Below are 16,641 nucleotides of genomic sequence, written 5' to 3' on the forward strand. Positions count from 1 at the left end.
GAAACCCCATCAACGCCCTGGTCCACATCCTCTCAGGTCTGACCGCCTACACCTTTCTCGACCACAAAAACAAAAAGTTTAACCTCGCCAGAACATTGGCTTAATTCCCGAGTTCACGTTAAAATAGAATAAATTATTATAATGGAGTAAAAAAAGTAAACACAACTGTGAGCGCAGATTAGAAAACAGATGCTTTTATGGCCTGATGAAAGAGTAACCCTTTCGATATATATGTTTTACTAACCTTTGGAAGGCTTATTTCATTAGAATAATTGTGGACAGAAGTAGCTTCAGTTTCATTTAACATGATGCACCGTGAGCTGGAACCATGCCATTTAAGGCTGCTAAATGAGCACCTTCAGCTCCCAATCCTCAACCTGTTTTAGGAGGAATGAGAGGTTATAATCTTTATTGCCACACCGTTTAGGTTCGTATCAAGGCTCAGGCACATAGCGTGCTGGTTTAGCAGCTGCTTAATGCACAAACTTCTTCCTCTGTTTCCAGCTGAATGGTAGCGTGCTGGATCTGGTATCTGGCAAGAACTGCTAGCGCCTGTTGTTTAAGAGTACTCCATTCTTCTTTCGGAAACGATTGCTTTACCACCAGGTGCACTGTCAGAACGTTGTACTCGCCATCCATGGTCCAGCAATGCAGGTCGTGAGCATTCTGTACCTGCGGCAGTATTTCCAGTTCCCGCTTAATTTCGAGGCCGTTGTAAGTAGCCGGGGCAGATTGTAAAAATATCTTTAAAGTAGCCACTATATTGCTGGTAGCATTATACAAAATAAAACCTGCAATCCCCAACGACAGCAGCGGGTCTACCCAGAACCAATTGGTGAAATACATAACTACGCTACCGGCCAGTACTGCCACCCAACCCATGGCATCTTCGAGGAGATGCAGCATAACGGCGCGCTGGTTCAACGAGCTTTTACTGCCACTGCGCAACCGTAGCAAGGCCACACCATTAAACAAAATGCCCAGCACCGATAGCCACAGCATGCCTTCCGCATGAACTTCCTGCACAGCAAAGAGCCGGGGAACTGCTTGGAATATTATCACGACTGAGCCTACCACCAAAATTAAAGAGGTAATAAAGGCCGCCAGTGTGGAGAACCTGCGTTTGCCATAAGTAAAGCTACTGGTGCGTCCTTTCTGCGATTGCTTTTCGAGCACAAGAGAGGCCGCTATGGCAATGCTATCGCCCAGATCGTGAATGGCATCTGAGAGAATAGCTACGGAGTTGGTGAGGATGCCTCCTATAAATTCTATAATCGTAAAAGCCAGGTTCAGGGCCAGCGCCACCCGCAGGTTTTTTACAATGGGGTGCACATGCAATCCTCCTTCTGTGTGCGTGTGGTCATGCTCTTCGGCATGCTGGTGCTGACAGGTCCCGTGTGAATGATGTTGTCCCATATTTCTTTTTACTCTATTTCAGATAAGAGGATACTGAGCACCTGTTCTAATTAAGTAACTAGAACAAAGGTGTAAAGTAAAATGCAGCAGGATTGATGCCAAAAATGGTTAAGGTTAACCGGAAGTAGCTGCTAAATTATATACACCTTCTTCAATCCGAGCCATCAGCTAAATCAGTAATTCTGAAATTATTATAATGGTTTTGCCCTTCCGGAGCTTCCGAAAGAGGTTTTAGGTCAAGGGCTTGAGAACTAAAGAGGGAAAACAAAAATCCCCGGTTGGTTGATTTGTGCCGGGGATTTTCATTTTAAGAACTTAAAGGTTAGTTACAGGTTGGGCTGTGGTGTGGTGCGCAGGTAAGGCTTCACTTCCTTATGTCCTTTTGGAAATTTGGCCGGTATGTCTTCGTTCTTTATGGCTGGCGCAATCACCACATCTTCGCCATGCTGCCAGTTGGCAGGAGTGGCCACGCTATAGTTAGCTGTTAGCTGTAGCGAGTCGATTACACGGAGCAATTCGTTAAAATTGCGGCCTGTGGAGGCAGGGTATGTTATGGTCAACTTAATTTTCTTCTCTGGCCCGATAACGTACACCGATCGAACTGTAAGTTTGTCGGAGGCGTTCGGATGAATCATGCCGTAAAGTTGTGCAACCTTTTGATCTGAATCGGCAATTATCGGGAAATTTACTTCTGTGGCCTGCGTTTCGTTTATGTCTTTAATCCATTCGTGGTGCGAGTCGAGCGGATCTACACTTAACGCCACTACTTTTACATTGCGCTTTTCGAACTCACCTTGCAATTTGGCCGTTGTGCCTAACTCTGTAGTACACACGGGAGTAAAATCGGCTGGGTGCGAAAAAAGTATGCCCCATGAGTCGCCAAGCCACTCATGAAAATTAATTGTTCCTGATGTCGTTTCTGCTGTAAAGTCTGGGGCTAAATCGCCTAGTTGTAAACTCATAGTTTTGTACTTTTATTTAGGTTATTTACTAAAGATACAGTTCCTGTTTCTGAAATTAAAAATCAGAAGAGGTTAATTTTTGAATTGTTTCATTCTCTATGCTGCTTCGGATTTGCTCTGAATGCAGCCTTGCCTGTTGGTCCTCCAACCGCCGAAAGCCGCTTGCGTTGCCCGAAAGCGCTAATGCACGTTGCATGGCATCTGTTATTTCTTTCAGGTTGCCGTTTCGCACTTCTATTTTAAAAGCCTTACTATCAGTTGTAGGTGTAATTTTTACGCCTGGTACCGGCACACCCACAAATTGCTTTTGCAGCAAATCAATAATATTTGTTTCTGAGGCAGGGGCCCAGATGAGTTGGTTGCCGAAGCCATTTCTGAAGAACTTTAATGCATCAAAGTGGTCGGGGTGCTTAGGTAAACCAGGATACACCACTTCCTCCGTCTGAGGCAGTGCCTGCAGCCATTTGGCCAGATGCAAGGTTACAGCCAGTTTTTCTTTTATGCGGGCAACTTCGTTTGGGTTCTCTTGCCAGAAGCTGGCAGTTGGCAGAGGTATCACGCGGCCTTCTCCGGATTTGTGCTCGTTGTATGGCGATTGGTTGCCCCAGCTATCGCCGATAACGAGGCTGGAGGTGCGGACTACTACATGCCCTGGGGTTTTCAAATCGGAGTGCCAGTACAACAGGTTCGACATAACATAGTCTGCTCCCCAGGTAATTGGGTCGAATAAAATGCCTTCAGCACCGGCAGTGTTGTCGACCACTACTACTATGCCGCGGTCATGGGCAAAGCGAATCACCTTCTGAAAGTCAGGTACCGACAAATCGTCGCCAATGGTTGCCACATAAATCAGGCTTGTCTGCTCATCTACCAGCTCCTTATAAGCTAGTTGGCCTGCCTCAGTTTGCTGCTTTATGCCAAAGCCTAACGTAGCATAACGTGGTAGTTCCTGCCATTTCTGTGTATTGGCGTTTAAGACTACAATGTTCTCACCCTTCGAAACCAGATCTTTAAAAAGTTTGATTCTGGCTTGGCTGAGCTTATCAGAAAAGAAGATTGGTTTTCCTTTTGCATTCCAGAAGAACTGCCTGTCCAGGTTTGGGAGGCTGAACTGCCTTGCTTCAGCAAGGTTGCCATTGGTGCTGGTCTGACTGGCTAATGCTCTTTGGTATAGGTAATTTCTTGAATCGAAGTGTATGTTTAGCGTATGCATGGTTTCTGATTTTGTTATTGTTGTTGCTGATTGTGAAAATGGCTGCGTGCCAATTGGTAAAAGTGGGAATGCTTAACGTATAGGAGCTGTGCAGAAGACACCAGGTGACAACCGGCATCCATGCAATTCCAAAGCAGCTTCAGAAGGTTTATAATAAAAGGCAGGTTGAGCGCAGCTATAGAATGTGAGGTTGGAGCTTCAGCTGCCTGAAGCCTTTTCCTGCTGCAGTTTTTGCATCCATCCTTCTTATTTGCGGGCCATGCCGCACCTGCTTAATAAAATTAGTGAACCTGTAGCGATGATTTTAGTACGAAAAAGAAACCCGGTTTATGAAAGGTAAGGGCAGCAGGGTGCTGCGGGAGTACCGGCAGAATCAGCAACAACAACCAGCGTCAGCCATAACAGAAAGGACCCGAGCCAGTACGGCCGGAGATGCAAATTGCTTGTAATCAGAAGCAGTTCCTTTTTTCATGTTGACGAGTTGTTTAAATTTAAATCTCTATAGATTTAGTATACAAAGATAATGCCTAAATAGTTTTAAAAAAAATATATTTGTAAATTTATAAAAGTTGTTAAAACGGATTAAGATAAAAATAGCTGATTAATAATGTATTATAGTTAATCGCCCTGACGCAGGAGCCAAAGCATTAGCATTTTGTCTGCTGTAACAACCTGCTACCACATTACAAATATGAACTGGATTACCCGCGAGCGCCCAAAAGTAGACCGGATTGCCTGCCCCTGGCTTATCAAAAGGTTTATAGACAAAGAGGCTGTATTTTACTTTGTGCCCTATGCGCAGGTAATGGAGCGGGCTAAAGAACTTGATGCTACTCCCTTCGACTTGCCAGAAGCAGAGTTCACACACTACAACGACCAGTGCACCTTTGATTATTTTCTGGAGAAGTACCAGCTACCTGACGCTGCCCTACATGTTATGGCTCCTATTATTAGAGGTGCCGATACCGATAACCATAGCCTGAGCAGTCAGTCGGCAGGGTTGTGGGCCATATCAGCCGGGCTTTCTACCAATTTTAAAGATGATCATCAATTACTGGAGCATGGTTTGATTATGTATGATGCCTTGTATACGTGGGCAAAACAACTGCAGGGAGTAAAGCACCTGCAACAACCAAACGAAAATGTGTTTCTGCAGGCTTTTCATTCTTATCTGCGGCAGCAGCAGGCCGAGAAAAAAGTACCTGTTTGGGCAAAAGGCCTGAAAGAAATAATACAAGACCAGATAGACACGAATTTGAGCATAAGCTTAAAAGATATAGCCGAGGAACTGCAGTTACATCCGGCTTACCTGTCGCGCGAGTTCTCAAAGTACTTCGACAACATGTCATATGGTGAGTATATCCGGAAGTTGCGCATAGAAAAGGCCCTGCACCTGCTGCATCAAACGTCGCATTCACTTTCAAAAATTGCCTACCTTACCGGTTTTTCTGACCAAAGCCACTTTACCCGGATTTTTAAAAAGTTTACGGGGCAGAATCCCTCTGATTATAAAAAAAAATTCGCAAAAGGTAAAAAAGATTCTAATGGTTAACCACATTCTATTTTAAGAGAAGGCGGGTAGCTAAAATTGTAAGAAACAAATCGCTATTATGATGTTAACTCTTACAATTTTTAACTCTGGACCTGCCCGAAAACCTGCTGAACAAGATTTCAAAAATGATATTATTGCTGCTGCTGCTGTCGGTTGGCCTGGCAGACTTTTAATAACCTGTAGTATATTTTTAGCCTCCCTGGTAGCGCAGGCCCAGGATGCAAATTTGCCAAAAGAACAGAAGGAGGTAGAGTAGGGCTTGGAAGGAATGCTCGGGTTCTCCTTTGGTAATAACAATGTATACGCTATGAACGTGGGCGGGCCTAACCTGAAACTAAGGGTCGGCCACATGTTGTCACTGGGAGTTGGTGCTTTCCCTTCTTTGCTGATCGTGGATAGCAAGGCTGAACCAAAACTTGGACTTTCGCCGCGGCTGGATTATGGTAAATTATTATCAAGTGCACCAGCCTACCATCGCGCCAGCGACCACTCCTGGCTGTGGACTTATGGATTCGGATATAAATTTCATTAAGCTAGTTATACTGCCTGTCTCATTATGAAAGACTATAATGTTAAACCCCGTCCTGTTTTACAACAAGATAATTCAGCAGCACCTGCCAAACCTTCTTTCAGGGAGGCATTCCTGTTTTGGTTAAAGCTAGGCTTTATCAGCTTTGGAGGACCTGCAGGCCAGATCGCGATCATGCATGAATTTGTGGTCGACAAGAAAAAGTGGATTTCTGATTCAAAATTTCTGCATGCCCTCAATTATTGCATGCTGCTGCCCGGGCCGGAGGCACAACAGCTGGCTACCTACATTGGCTGGCTGCTACATGGAGTGCGCGGTGGCCTGGCAGCAGGCATTCTCTTCGTTTTACCTTCCGTTTTTATTTTGTTGGGCCTCAGTATGGCTTATGTCAGCTATGGCACCATTCCCTGGGTTTCGGCATTGTTTTATGGGCTTAAGCCAGCGGTGGTGGCCATTGTGCTGCTAGCGCTGCTCAAAATCGGGAAGAAATCATTGCACAGCCTGTTTCATTATGTGTTGGCGGCGGCAAGTTTCTGTGCTATTTATTTTCTGAATATTCCTTTCCCGTACATTATTATTACAGCTATGGCGGTTGCAATTATTACCAGAAAAGTGTACCCCAACCTTTTCAAAGAAAACGAGCAAAGTACGACACTTGCCGCTAATGAGGGACAGGAGTTTTACCTGCATAGTGGTAGTCAAGTTCACGATACTATGCTCACGGTGCCCCAGCTTTTGCTACGGGGGCTGGTAGTGGTGGCGTTGTGGGTAACACCCTATCTCTTGTTCTATGCTATTAGTCAGGATTTTACCTTTTGGAAAAACCTTTCCGTATTTTTCACAAAAGCGGCATTGGTCACTTTTGGAGGAGCTTATGCTGTGTTGCCGTATGTGGCGCAGGTGGCAGTTGAGAACTTTAACTGGCTGACTAAGCTCCAGATGATAGATGGTCTGTCGCTTGGTGAAACCACACCTGGCCCACTGATTATGGTATTGGTGTTTGTAGGTTTTATGGCAGGCTATAACCATTATGGCGGATCGCTGCTGATGGGCTCCTTAGGTTTATTTACCACCACTTTCTTTACCTTTCTGCCTTGTTTTCTTTTTATATTGGTTGGAGGCCCGTTTATTGAACGGACGCAGGGCGATGTTCGGGTTAAATCTGTACTTGGTGTGGTAACGGCAGCGGTAGTGGGTGTCGTGCTTAACCTGGCAGTTTACTTCGGACGTGCCGTTGTGCTGGGGCAAGGGCAGGAAGTAGACTGGCTGGCGCTGAGCTGGATCGTGATCTCCTTCTTTGCAATGTATTACTACAAAGTAGGAATGATCACCTGGATTGCTGTGAGTGCAGCTGCTGGCCTGCTCTTTTACTTTCTGCAATTGCTGTAGTAAACTGACTCGGATGTTTAAAAGTCAGCCGGTGGTATCGGGATAAGTATGTACAGTAAGGGCTTGCTGCATTTTGTCCATAGATTGAATTTACTAGCTTTCTTATTTCTCTTCTAAAAAAAGCTTTTAACTGAGTGGATAAAAAAAGATGTACAGGATTAGGTTTGTTTGCTCCTGTACGTCTTTTTTTATTCCATTTCAAAAGATGTTATCCTACTTTGATTTTTTTCTTTACCTCTTCAGGCAGTAGCCATTCATCAGCGTTTTTAATGTGCAGCTTTTGAGGGTTAAATACTGGATCTACACCGTTTTTTAGCTGGGCCTTGTAATCTTTGAGTGCTTTTATGGCGGGCTTATGCAACAGGAGAATAGCGATTACATTGAGCCAGGCCATAATACCTACTCCTATATCACCTAATACCCAGGCCGACTCAGCAGTTTTAACGGAGCCATAAAAAGTAGCGGCCAGAATAATCGTTCTTAACAGCCAGAGCATGGCTTTGTTATTTTTTTTGCTGAGGTAGCTAAGGTTGGTTTCTGCTATGTAATAATAGGCCATTATGGTTGTAAAAGCGAACAGCAGCAACGATATGGCTACAAAGCCACCGCCAAGTGAGGGGAAGTAGGTGTTTACAGCTTGCTGCGTATAGGTTGGCCCATAGGCTATGCCAGGAGCATTTTCCACAATAAAACCACCTTCTGGGTTTATCACATTATATTGTCCTGTAAACAAAATCATAAAAGCTGTGGCGGTACACACCAATAAGGTATCTACATACACAGAGAAAGCCTGCACTAACCCCTGCTTTACCGGGTGGCTTACTTCTGCCGCAGCCGCTGCGTGCGGTGCTGTTCCCTGACCTGCCTCATTCGAATAAATGCCTCTTTTTACTCCCCAGGAAATTGCCATACCAAATACACCGGCAAAGGCAGGCTCCAGGTTAAAAGCAGACCGTATTATCAAGCTAAAAACAGCAGGTATTTCCGTTATGTTAAGGGTAATAATAACCAGAGTCATCAGGATGTAAGCACCGGCCATAAAAGGAACGGCAATTTCGGCGACTTTGCCAATACGGCGAACACCACCAAATATGATGAGGGCAAGCAGCAAAGTAACGGTACCACCTGTAACTGCCACGGGCACCTGAAATGCGGCTTCCATGCTGGTGGCAATGCTGTTGCTTTGAACACCAGGCAAAAAGCAGGCCATGCTGATAATAGTGGCTACTGCAAAAACAATTGCGTACCATTTTACGCCCAAACCCTTTTCTATATAATAAGCAGGACCGCCACGATACTGCCCGTCTTTAACCTGCTTGTAGATCTGCCCAAGTGTGGCCTCTATAAAGGCTGAGGCACTACCCAGAAAAGCTATAACCCACATCCAAAAAACTGCGCCGGGGCCTCCCATAGCAATGGCGGTGGCCACACCAGCTATGTTACCAGTACCTACTCGACCGGCAATAGCGATAGAAAAAGCCTGGAAAGAACTTACTCCTTTGTCTGACGCCTGACCTCTAAAGAGCAGCCTGATCATTTCGGGAAGGTGCCGAATTTGTAAAAACCGTGTGATAATGGAGAAGTAGATGCCTGCTCCAAGGCAAAGAAAAATGAGGGCGCTGCTCCACACTAGATCGTTAACTGAGTTGATGTAATTTTCCATTTAATTGAGATTGGGGCGGACAAAGAAGCCATTACATGCTGTGTAGGCAATTTTTGGCTGGTTTGCATCTTATAAAGTAAAGCAAATATTATGAGATATCTAGGGCTCTTTTAGTGAATATAGTGCAGCACTAACGAATAGTTGTGGCATTATGAACCTCAAGTTTGTTTTTAAGTTCTACCTCAAGATTAACTATACTGGTGCTTTTGTGGCTTTCGATTAGCGAATACTCTTTAAAATAATTGGGAGTAGCTGGGCGGGTATGGCCGGGGTAGGGGAGGTAAATAATAGAATTTATAACGGAGAGATAATGGTTGGTTAACATTCAGGTAAATCTGCTAATGTATATTTGGCCATGATGCAATATATTTTATTTGCGGGTTGCCTTGTCTCTTTTCTCCTCATTGGTTGGATCTGGTGGAAATGGTGCTTTCAGGAAAAAAATGTATCAGAATCCGCTAAATCTTTTACCTGGTATTCTGAAAACGGTAAGGCCGTAACATGGCAAGTATATATAAATAAGAAAGCCACAGCCGAAAAGGAAGCAGGAGAGGATCTTGAAAAGAAAGCTTTATAGTTTCATTTGCTAAAACTGAAATTTTACTTATTAAAATGGCTTTTCTAATATGTTTTTGCATGAATTTAAGCGGATTAACTACTTCCGAGTTAGATTTTAAAAATAGCTTGAGGATTGCCTGCTCACCCTATTCTTAACAATCCAATAAACCTATTTTCAGTAGCTCAAAGGTCTTCCCATCGCGAATTCGCAGCTTTTCTATGCTATTTGCATCGACTTCCCCAGTGATTTGTTTCCAAGTGAACTATGGTGATGGAGCCATTATAGTCCCGCCGCCTCAGCTATGAAATAATACTGGACCTGATTATAGCGTCAATTGCTCAATTCGAGAACCCACTGTTCTAAAAAAGCCCCTGCTATTTTCGCCAGGGGGCCTAAGTTAGTAGTAGAACCAGTAGGTGCTCACCTTCTATTTTTTACATATTTTCTCAACGGAAAAGTGGTTCTGTTGCTTTGCTTTATATCTGTGTAGCGCTTGTTTTCTCGGCAGAAAATGCTCTCTATCTTTTCAAACAGCAGACATTTATCAGCATTTGGATAATCATCCTCCCGTTGCGCCTCCTTCAATTGTTTCTGCGGCCGTCGATCTCCTTTTGCTCAACTTTAAGTCCTTCGGTGGCAGGAACAGAGAGCTCTTCTACTGTAATCTGCTCAGCCTGCTTTAGGCTATTTTTATCTCATCAGCCTCTTCTTTGCCCAACTCCTTTGAAAGGAGAGACTAATAGCTAGGAGGTATTACATACAGGCATTTCGATTGAAGCTTACACTAAATCTGCCCATCAAATGGTCTTTAACTAAAGGTAGCGCTCTAAGTTTGCCTTTAAAAGAAAACAATAGCTTCATCCGAAATAGTTATCAAAGGGATTAGCAAATTACGGGGCATGAACAGTACAACAGCCAAGACTATTGAACTTACTCTATAGTGAATTTACTCAATTAAAAGATGAATTAATTGAAGTATTTATATTTTAATTGTACCTAAACTAATTAAATTGCAGATCGTATAGTATCAAAATTATAATTAATAGTATCGAGTTTCTATTCCTATCATTCCACCTATTTCATCCTTCATCACCATGAATAAAAAAATCTTATTCCTGTTTTTCATTGTGCTCATGTCAGCCTGTAAAAGAGACAATGAACCTGCTCCTGAACCTGTTTCTAGGTTTATACTTAGTGTATCTAAAGAAACAATGTCCTCTACGGGAGAAATTACTGCAGAACCTATTAAAGCCATTATTCATGTGTGGAAGGCTGAGAATAGTAATTTTGACGTGAATGCCTCGCCGAATCTATTTGTAGGTGAAGTTTATGATAAAACTTCCGGCACATTTCGAAGCATCGAATACGGTGCGATAGGCACTAAAATGAATGAAATGCTACAGCCAGGTAGATATTTCGTGTATGTGCTTTTACCTAAGTCCACTGGCAGCAGCGATCTTGCTTACTCCTATACTTACATTGATATTAAAGAAGGGAAAAATCTGAGTTTAACAAAAACATTTAAATATACTACTGGTGCTGGAATGTATGACGCCTGGGTTAAGAGTAAATAACTGCGCCTTACCACCACGTAGGAGATATGCTAGCCAGAGCTAAAGAGCTCTGGCTAGGAATGGAAATCTTTTTAAGCTGTAGCCTTTTTAGACGACATAGCCTCAAATATATCAGCTTGGCTCATGCGGCCTTTTGGATCATCGCCATAGTTGTTCCGGCCGTGATCTCCGTCACCAAACAGCATCCACAGGCTATAGAAGGGAATAAGCTGGAAAAAACCAGAATTCCCGCGGTCGTGGCATCTTTTAGCGCCTGAGGCAATGGCAATCCAGGTTATTACCGCATAAGTCACGAACATGGCTACCAATACACCTCCGACAGCAGATTCACCTCCTGCCAAGAGGGAAACTCCAAACACAAAGAAGATGATAGATCCTACAATAGAAAGGACAATTTGAGTAACGGCGTACTCTGTTCTGCGGATTCTTCCGCTAAATGAGAAAATGTTTGACATAGAAGGGTTGGTTAATTGGTTTAAGAAATTTGAAATGGATTAAATGTTTATAACAAGGTATATCGTTGCTAATGAAGATTTTTAGTAGTTATCCATCTCGCCATTCTTAATTGAAGATTTTAAAGAATTGGTTAACTGACGTACACTAATCATTACCATCTCTTTTAGATTCCTGCTTTTACTTCTGGCTTGGCCATTAGGCTTGAATAAATGTTTATCTGTAATAATCTCTTCGGCTGGATACTGCCTTGTTGCTTGAGGCGAGGCTAAATTAAATACTATATCGGAGAGTGTATAGCTGTAATAACCATCATCAGAATCCACTTTGACTGTAAGGTTTGCGGATTCCATGTCTCCAAAAAGACCGGTTGTGGATGAGAACATGGTTTTGGTGATCACTCCTTTCCCTTTAAGGACACCGGCATCAATATCATCCGTTTCCAAAGCTGCATTAGGCGATGCGAATGTCTTTAAAAACCACTCCCTGGCAATCGCGTGAATTTCTGGCATGGATTTGCCGGGCACCTCTACCATATTATGAAATTCAATTTTCCCTGTTGAGTTATTTATTGGCAAGGGTTGTAGGTGCAGCCTGGAGTCATTAATAGGAATACTTCTTTGCCCCGAATACATGGGATCCTGAGCAAAGGCTCCAATTCCAAATAGTAATAGAAAAGCAGTAAATATTGTTTTCAATTGTTGTTTGGTTTTAATTAAAACTATCGGGATATGGCTACTGCATCTTTATCCCAACAAGGAACTTATTTTGTTCTCTAAGAGGTAAGGCTTGTAGAAGGGATTTGTTAAAAAGGGGGTAAATGAAGTAAATTTAGAATAAGTGGTTTACACTACTTACTTTTTTCTTCGAGTAACAGATGTGACCGATCTAGCAGATACATGATTGGTGTCGTCTTTATAGTAGGGCATATTGATCAATTCATTTTGCCATATCATTTCTGTATTAGACTTGGGAATGATATGAATATACCTTTTGCTAAAGCGTTGATCAATTGTTAAGAATAAATGGTCTTCAACCTCAATCACAGCATAAGGTTGTACATAATCGACCTGACGATCTGGAGTTTGGATAGAGTAATTTACATTTTCAGGTCCAAATACATAAGGATTTTCCGATACGCTTGTGTGCTCGATGGTGTGCACAACTTTACCTTCATTGTCATAATAAACTATTTTGGATGATACAGCAATCCAAGTTCCGATAATGTTCGCTTGTACATCTTCAAGTGTGAAAGTAAAGACCGGCTCTACCTCCTCCTTTTTGGAGCAGGAAAAAAATAGTAAGGAAATAAGCAGTAAGGGTAGGATTATTTTCATGTAGCTATGCTTTTTTTATAAAAAATTTTGGAGGCTAGAGCTTAAGAATTCTTGCCTGGTGGGATATTCTAGACTTAAAAACTTAATTATCTTACTTTCGCTTCACGTAAGTTTTGTTCCCGTTTCTATTATTAGAATAGTGGCCACCTTCAGAATAATAAGTATCAAAAGTGGTGTGGTCATGATAGTTTAGTTTATACTACTTTGATAATCCGCCACAAGTGCTCGAACATCTTGTCTAAGTATCTGCTCAATAGTGGCTCTGCTTACCATTCCTTTTGAAGGTTTATCATTCAAATATTGATACCAATACCAGGTTTCTTGTAACACGATAAAATTTTTAGTAAAGCTAGTATAAGTATAGGGTGTACCTTTCGCACCGGCATATTTATACTTGAATTGATGTAGCCTACTAATGTCACGATGTTCTTTTTTAACATCTGCATAGTGGCTTTGATTGAACACTATAGCTAGATCTTTCTCTGAAATGTAAGCATCAACTACTAATGTATTACCATCTGCAAATTCGTATAAAACATACTCCTTGGGTAAATGTCCTAATTCTTTCAATTCATCTATGATTACTTGAACCGCCTCAGATCTTCTAAGCCAAGCCGTAGTGAGAGGCTCTCCACCACCGCTTTTTTTATGGTACTCGTAATAGTTGTCTCTATTTATGCTAGGATCTGCTAACTCAGTGACTGAATGCAAACTGGGGTTTGTTGTAGAACAACTTGAAATGAAGATGCTAAGGATTAAAAGGCTGTAAAGGTTCTTCATCGTAAACATTTTAATAGAAAAATATCCTACAGTTGTTGGTTGATCTATAGGAATAAGCACATAAACTGTATTAACAGTATCAAACTTACCATATATTTCTTTTATCAAAGACAATTTTATTTCTTTTTTCCCCTCCCTCCAACTCCTGAAATTCGCTCTTGTTGAGCAATAAGATAATTAGGCTGAGGGAAGTGCTGGAGCGGATGGAGACGGCCACGCATTCTCTATCCGGTACGTGAAGTGCAACCGGCGCAGCGGCGCAGGCGGGCAGTTCGTGGAGCTGCCGAGTTGCTTTAAGACGTCCTCTCTTCCCAGAAAAGCTGCCAAAGCCAACGGGCAACCGCACCAGGCACAGGTTCCTGAAAGCCCAAAGAACCCGCACCACTACGAGAACTACACCCGCAACCTGATGGTGGTACCGAGCGGGCAGATCCGCAAGTGCAGCATCTGGCTCATCATTCAATTCAATGGAATGAAAGTGATTATCTGATGAGCGTAGTTGTAAACAAAGAGGCCACCTTCGTCTATACCTCAGCTGGGGCCATCATCAAGCTGAACGCCAGCCTTGGAAGCACAGGCTCGGCCAAAGGAGCCAATGCGCCAGGAGCCGTTGCCACCACGCCGGTGGTCAAGGCCATGGGCGACGAGATAGCCTCCTGGGGGAGGACAACCTCTTCCCGCAAAACGTGGTTAAGGATGTGGAGAAGAGCGAGGTACTCTCCGACACGCTGACCTGGAAAGCGAAGGCCTAGTACGGCTCCGGCGTGGTGTATGGCTACGTGGAGCTGGACGAGAAAGGCAACGAGGTCTTTATCCGGAAGAGTGTGCCGGAGGTGGAGGAGTTCCTCAAGCGCTCCAACAGTAACCGCTATGCCTCCTAGGTGATCACCGATATCTCCTTTTTCGCCAACGCCTTTCCGGAGTTCATCCTTTCCAAAAACCGCAAGAAGATCGTGCTGCTCACGGCGCAGGATGCGCGGTGAGCAGCCGCTTCTCCAAGCCCAAGACCAATAGCGTGATCAACTACTGCCACATCAACGGCAACTGGGACAACGGGGCCAATATCACCGATGAATACACCACCTGCGNTCACGGCGCAGGATGCGCGGTGAGCAGCCGCTTCTCCAAGCCCAAGACCAATAGCGTGATCAACTACTGCCACATCAACGGCAACTGGGACAACGGGGCCAATATCACCGATGAATACACCACCTGCGTGTCGTTCATCTCTAACCTGCCACTCTATGCAAAAAAATAACCAGCCGCCCCACCTGGTGCTCAACCAGCACACCAACCACTACATAAACATACAGCCCTACCTCAACTACCTGCACGAGCGCTGCCACGATAAATCCGCCCAGCTAAACGACCAGCTCGAAAAGCTGATCCGGTTCTTTAGCCTCTACTTCAATAGCCAGGAAGCCGACTCCACGGAGCTGAAAAACGCCCTGGCCTTGCTCTTTGATATAAAGGATATGTTTGCTAGCATGCAGGAGTTTAAAAGCGCTTAAGCCATGAGCATATCCAGAAGAGTAACGGATAGTCAGGAAGAGCTGATCATCCGCAACGAGCCTCAGATAACAGAGGCTGTGTTAGGCGCGCTCATAGAGCTATTAAAGGCCATACCCGATGTCTCCGACCTACAGGCAACGCTGGTCCAAATGGAAACAATCTGTGTGAAATCGCCTCAGATGAGTTTACGCTCTGGGAGGAAGAGCAAAAGCAGCTCCTGTTCCTGCACGAGTTTCTCCGCAAGATCAGGTTCAGGCAGAGTGGGAATACGATAGAGTGAAATAGAAAAGCTCAAGCAGGTGGTGCTTGAGCTTTTCTATTTCACTGAAATATCATTTAAATTATTACTCCTTTTTTGAGGTAGGCAGATGTACTTGTATTCCCAAAGTAATGGTCGTGTTGCTTCTCCTAGAATCAGCAATAAAGTTTTCTGAGGAACTTTTATAACCAGACTTGTAATTGCGATAATTGAGTTGAGCTTCTAAACCGACTTGTTCGGTAATGAAGTACACTGTTCCCAGACTTCCTCCAATTGAATTCCGGATATAGCCCACTGAATAGCTTTCATTCCTTTCACTCTTATTCCTTGCATAACCAATTCCGCCACTGCCTTCCGCAAATACTCTGAAGCGGGTTGGTTTCCCAAAATAATAACGCACAAAAGGTGCTAGATCTCCGGTGATGTATTTAAATCTTCCTCCTGAATGTGACCCAAAGTTTATTGGCGTCTTAATACCTACAGCTAAATCATCTAAAGGAAAGTACCCTATATTAGGGTTAAGGTTGGCGTAAAATGCATCGTCAAAAGAGAGGTATCCGTCCCCTCCAATCATTTTGGATCCTTTTAGGGTTTGGGCAAAACCAGTGCTTGCCAGGGGAATAGCTAATAAGAGAGTAAAGATGATTTTTTTCATTCTTCAAGCTTGTTAAGTTAAAATTATGAGATTTATGCTTTCTATTATATTAAAAAACCTAATCGCACATTTCATGCCATGACAGCAACTCTTAGATAATAAATAATTAAATATATAGTATAATCTATATGGCACCCTAGTTCCACAATAGATTATTCTATTTTTCTGTCTTTTTTAAGCTGTTCTGCCTGGTGAAATTCGTGTAAAACCAAGTTTTACATGTATCACCTCACCCTCAAGTACCAGGTCAAGAAAAGCTATAGGTCGTGCACCTGCAGGTGGCCAGCACTTGGATTGAGCTCACTAGGGAGCAGCTCCTGGAGATCATTCGGATCCAGTTCTCCTTCAAGCCGGACCACCTGCAGAAACTGCTCCTGCTCAAAACCTGCTGCAGGTCAGGTGGGCTATCCTGCACCAGTTCACCGGCGTGCAGCGCCTGAACCTGTATCCCCTGCTGGAATTCCTGGAGGATAGCACCCTCACCAAACAGCTGCTGCCCACCCTGAAACTGGGGTACCAGGTCATGCGCGGCCCAGCCGAGCGCTTCCGCAACATCACCTTCGCCGAGTTCATCTACGCCGACACGCTCTTTGGCTTCTTCTCTAAAACTCAGAAAGAGTTTACCTCAAAGGCGACATCCGAGAGGATTTCAACGAGCACCTGGGTTGTGGTCTAGAATGTATGATAGTTTCTATAGAAGAAAGTTAGTTTCATTGCATTTTCGTGATTTAGTTGTTTTTTAGAAAAACAGGCTGTTCTGCGTACTGCTCTTCTGTTTCTTGTTCTCA

General features: G+C 43.6%; 18 protein-coding genes. 8 read left to right on the plus strand and 10 right to left on the minus strand.

Going from position 1 to position 16,641, the window contains the following annotated elements:
- Window positions 1-462: 462 nt before the first annotated feature.
- The 3 genes from ACMA1I_RS22880 to ACMA1I_RS22890 all read right to left on the minus strand — a co-directional run bounded on the left by ACMA1I_RS22880 (window position 463) and on the right by ACMA1I_RS22890 (window position 3,591).
- A complete protein-coding gene (locus tag ACMA1I_RS22880) occupies window positions 463-1,416 on the minus strand; it encodes a cation diffusion facilitator family transporter (protein WP_337070820.1) in 954 nt (317 codons plus the stop codon).
- 326 nt (window positions 1,417-1,742) lie between these two features.
- Window positions 1,743-2,378, minus strand: a complete 636-nt coding sequence (locus tag ACMA1I_RS22885) for a peroxiredoxin (protein WP_337070821.1) — start codon at window positions 2,376-2,378, stop codon at window positions 1,743-1,745.
- A 55-nt stretch (window positions 2,379-2,433) separates the two neighbouring features.
- Window positions 2,434-3,591, minus strand: coding sequence for a PLP-dependent transferase (locus tag ACMA1I_RS22890; RefSeq protein WP_337070822.1), 1,158 nt, complete (start codon window positions 3,589-3,591; stop codon window positions 2,434-2,436).
- Between the two features lie 691 nt (window positions 3,592-4,282).
- Here ACMA1I_RS22890 and ACMA1I_RS22895 point away from each other — a divergent pair.
- Both ACMA1I_RS22895 and chrA read left to right on the plus strand, forming a co-directional pair.
- Complete coding sequence (locus ACMA1I_RS22895; RefSeq protein WP_337070823.1) at window positions 4,283-5,143, plus strand: chromate resistance protein ChrB domain-containing protein; 861 nt, start codon at window positions 4,283-4,285, stop codon at window positions 5,141-5,143.
- 556 nt (window positions 5,144-5,699) lie between these two features.
- Window positions 5,700-7,061 carry a chromate efflux transporter gene (chrA, locus tag ACMA1I_RS22900; protein WP_337070824.1) on the plus strand — a complete coding sequence of 454 codons (1,362 nt, stop codon included), beginning with the start codon at window positions 5,700-5,702 and terminating at the stop codon, window positions 7,059-7,061.
- Window positions 7,062-7,269: 208 nt separating this feature from the next.
- Here the strand turns inward: chrA and ACMA1I_RS22905 are convergent, their stop codons facing one another.
- Window positions 7,270-8,724: an alanine/glycine:cation symporter family protein gene (locus ACMA1I_RS22905; protein WP_337070825.1), complete on the minus strand. Its 1,455-nt coding sequence runs from the start codon at window positions 8,722-8,724 to the stop codon at window positions 7,270-7,272.
- Window positions 8,725-8,854: 130 nt separating this feature from the next.
- Window positions 8,855-9,049: a hypothetical protein gene (locus tag ACMA1I_RS22910; RefSeq protein WP_337070826.1), complete on the minus strand. Its 195-nt coding sequence runs from the start codon at window positions 9,047-9,049 to the stop codon at window positions 8,855-8,857.
- 30 nt (window positions 9,050-9,079) lie between these two features.
- Between ACMA1I_RS22910 and ACMA1I_RS22915 the strand changes: the two genes are divergently transcribed.
- Both ACMA1I_RS22915 and ACMA1I_RS22920 read left to right on the plus strand, forming a co-directional pair.
- A complete protein-coding gene (locus tag ACMA1I_RS22915) occupies window positions 9,080-9,301 on the plus strand; it encodes a hypothetical protein (protein ID WP_337070827.1) in 222 nt (73 codons plus the stop codon).
- A 1,076-nt stretch (window positions 9,302-10,377) separates the two neighbouring features.
- On the plus strand, window positions 10,378-10,857 hold the full coding sequence (locus ACMA1I_RS22920; protein ID WP_337070828.1) for a hypothetical protein: 480 nt from the start codon (window positions 10,378-10,380) through the stop codon (window positions 10,855-10,857).
- 71 nt (window positions 10,858-10,928) lie between these two features.
- On the opposite strand, the gene ACMA1I_RS22925 is transcribed toward ACMA1I_RS22920, so the two are convergent.
- The 4 genes from ACMA1I_RS22925 to ACMA1I_RS22940 form a co-directional block, all read right to left on the minus strand.
- Window positions 10,929-11,312 carry a DUF805 domain-containing protein gene (locus ACMA1I_RS22925; RefSeq protein WP_337070829.1) on the minus strand — a complete coding sequence of 128 codons (384 nt, stop codon included), beginning with the start codon at window positions 11,310-11,312 and terminating at the stop codon, window positions 10,929-10,931.
- An 81-nt stretch (window positions 11,313-11,393) separates the two neighbouring features.
- Entirely contained in the window at window positions 11,394-12,008 is a 615-nt protein-coding gene (locus ACMA1I_RS22930) for a DUF4468 domain-containing protein (RefSeq protein ID WP_337070830.1), read from the minus strand.
- Window positions 12,009-12,164: 156 nt separating this feature from the next.
- Window positions 12,165-12,647 (minus strand): hypothetical protein, encoded by a 483-nt coding sequence (locus ACMA1I_RS22935; RefSeq protein ID WP_337070831.1) that lies wholly within the window; start codon window positions 12,645-12,647, stop codon window positions 12,165-12,167.
- A gap of 189 nt (window positions 12,648-12,836) precedes the next feature.
- Window positions 12,837-13,535, minus strand: a complete 699-nt coding sequence (locus tag ACMA1I_RS22940) for a hypothetical protein (RefSeq protein WP_337070832.1) — start codon at window positions 13,533-13,535, stop codon at window positions 12,837-12,839.
- Window positions 13,536-13,662: 127 nt separating this feature from the next.
- On the opposite strand from ACMA1I_RS22940, the gene ACMA1I_RS22945 reads away from it, so the two are divergent.
- From ACMA1I_RS22945 to ACMA1I_RS22955, 3 genes are all read left to right on the plus strand, one after another.
- Window positions 13,663-13,917 (plus strand): hypothetical protein, encoded by a 255-nt coding sequence (locus tag ACMA1I_RS22945; RefSeq protein WP_337070833.1) that lies wholly within the window; start codon window positions 13,663-13,665, stop codon window positions 13,915-13,917.
- A gap of 754 nt (window positions 13,918-14,671) precedes the next feature.
- Window positions 14,672-14,938 (plus strand): hypothetical protein, encoded by a 267-nt coding sequence (locus ACMA1I_RS22950; protein ID WP_337070835.1) that lies wholly within the window; start codon window positions 14,672-14,674, stop codon window positions 14,936-14,938.
- A 3-nt stretch (window positions 14,939-14,941) separates the two neighbouring features.
- Complete coding sequence (locus ACMA1I_RS22955) at window positions 14,942-15,214, plus strand: hypothetical protein (RefSeq protein ID WP_337070836.1); 273 nt, start codon at window positions 14,942-14,944, stop codon at window positions 15,212-15,214.
- 69 nt (window positions 15,215-15,283) lie between these two features.
- Here ACMA1I_RS22955 and ACMA1I_RS22960 read toward each other — a convergent pair whose 3' ends face one another.
- A complete protein-coding gene (locus ACMA1I_RS22960; protein ID WP_337070837.1) occupies window positions 15,284-15,853 on the minus strand; it encodes a hypothetical protein in 570 nt (189 codons plus the stop codon).
- A 427-nt stretch (window positions 15,854-16,280) separates the two neighbouring features.
- On the opposite strand from ACMA1I_RS22960, the gene ACMA1I_RS22965 reads away from it, so the two are divergent.
- The gene (locus tag ACMA1I_RS22965; RefSeq protein ID WP_337070838.1) at window positions 16,281-16,529 is read left to right on the plus strand and encodes a hypothetical protein; all 249 of its coding nucleotides are present in this window, start codon (window positions 16,281-16,283) and stop codon (window positions 16,527-16,529) included.
- Window positions 16,530-16,641: the final 112 nt, after the last annotated feature.

Source organism: Pontibacter sp. 13R65, assembly GCF_047525655.1.
GTDB lineage: Bacteria > Bacteroidota > Bacteroidia > Cytophagales > Hymenobacteraceae > Pontibacter.

What these genes read in the sequence shown, in the direction of transcription:
- ACMA1I_RS22880 (WP_337070820.1), bottom strand. Translation starts at nt 1,416, where the DNA reads ATGGGACAACATCATTCACACGGGACCTGTCAGCACCAGCATGCCGAA.
- ACMA1I_RS22885 (WP_337070821.1), bottom strand. Translation starts at nt 2,378, where the DNA reads ATGAGTTTACAACTAGGCGATTTAGCCCCAGACTTTACAGCAGAAACG.
- ACMA1I_RS22890 (WP_337070822.1), bottom strand. Translation starts at nt 3,591, where the DNA reads ATGCATACGCTAAACATACACTTCGATTCAAGAAATTACCTATACCAA.
- ACMA1I_RS22895 (WP_337070823.1), top strand. Translation starts at nt 4,283, where the DNA reads ATGAACTGGATTACCCGCGAGCGCCCAAAAGTAGACCGGATTGCCTGC.
- chrA (WP_337070824.1), top strand. Translation starts at nt 5,700, where the DNA reads ATGAAAGACTATAATGTTAAACCCCGTCCTGTTTTACAACAAGATAAT.
- ACMA1I_RS22905 (WP_337070825.1), bottom strand. Translation starts at nt 8,724, where the DNA reads ATGGAAAATTACATCAACTCAGTTAACGATCTAGTGTGGAGCAGCGCC.
- ACMA1I_RS22910 (WP_337070826.1), bottom strand. Translation starts at nt 9,049, where the DNA reads ATGTTAACCAACCATTATCTCTCCGTTATAAATTCTATTATTTACCTC.
- ACMA1I_RS22915 (WP_337070827.1), top strand. Translation starts at nt 9,080, where the DNA reads ATGATGCAATATATTTTATTTGCGGGTTGCCTTGTCTCTTTTCTCCTC.
- ACMA1I_RS22920 (WP_337070828.1), top strand. Translation starts at nt 10,378, where the DNA reads ATGAATAAAAAAATCTTATTCCTGTTTTTCATTGTGCTCATGTCAGCC.
- ACMA1I_RS22925 (WP_337070829.1), bottom strand. Translation starts at nt 11,312, where the DNA reads ATGTCAAACATTTTCTCATTTAGCGGAAGAATCCGCAGAACAGAGTAC.
- ACMA1I_RS22935 (WP_337070831.1), bottom strand. Translation starts at nt 12,647, where the DNA reads ATGAAAATAATCCTACCCTTACTGCTTATTTCCTTACTATTTTTTTCC.
- ACMA1I_RS22950 (WP_337070835.1), top strand. Translation starts at nt 14,672, where the DNA reads ATGCAAAAAAATAACCAGCCGCCCCACCTGGTGCTCAACCAGCACACC.
- ACMA1I_RS22955 (WP_337070836.1), top strand. Translation starts at nt 14,942, where the DNA reads ATGAGCATATCCAGAAGAGTAACGGATAGTCAGGAAGAGCTGATCATC.
- ACMA1I_RS22960 (WP_337070837.1), bottom strand. Translation starts at nt 15,853, where the DNA reads ATGAAAAAAATCATCTTTACTCTCTTATTAGCTATTCCCCTGGCAAGC.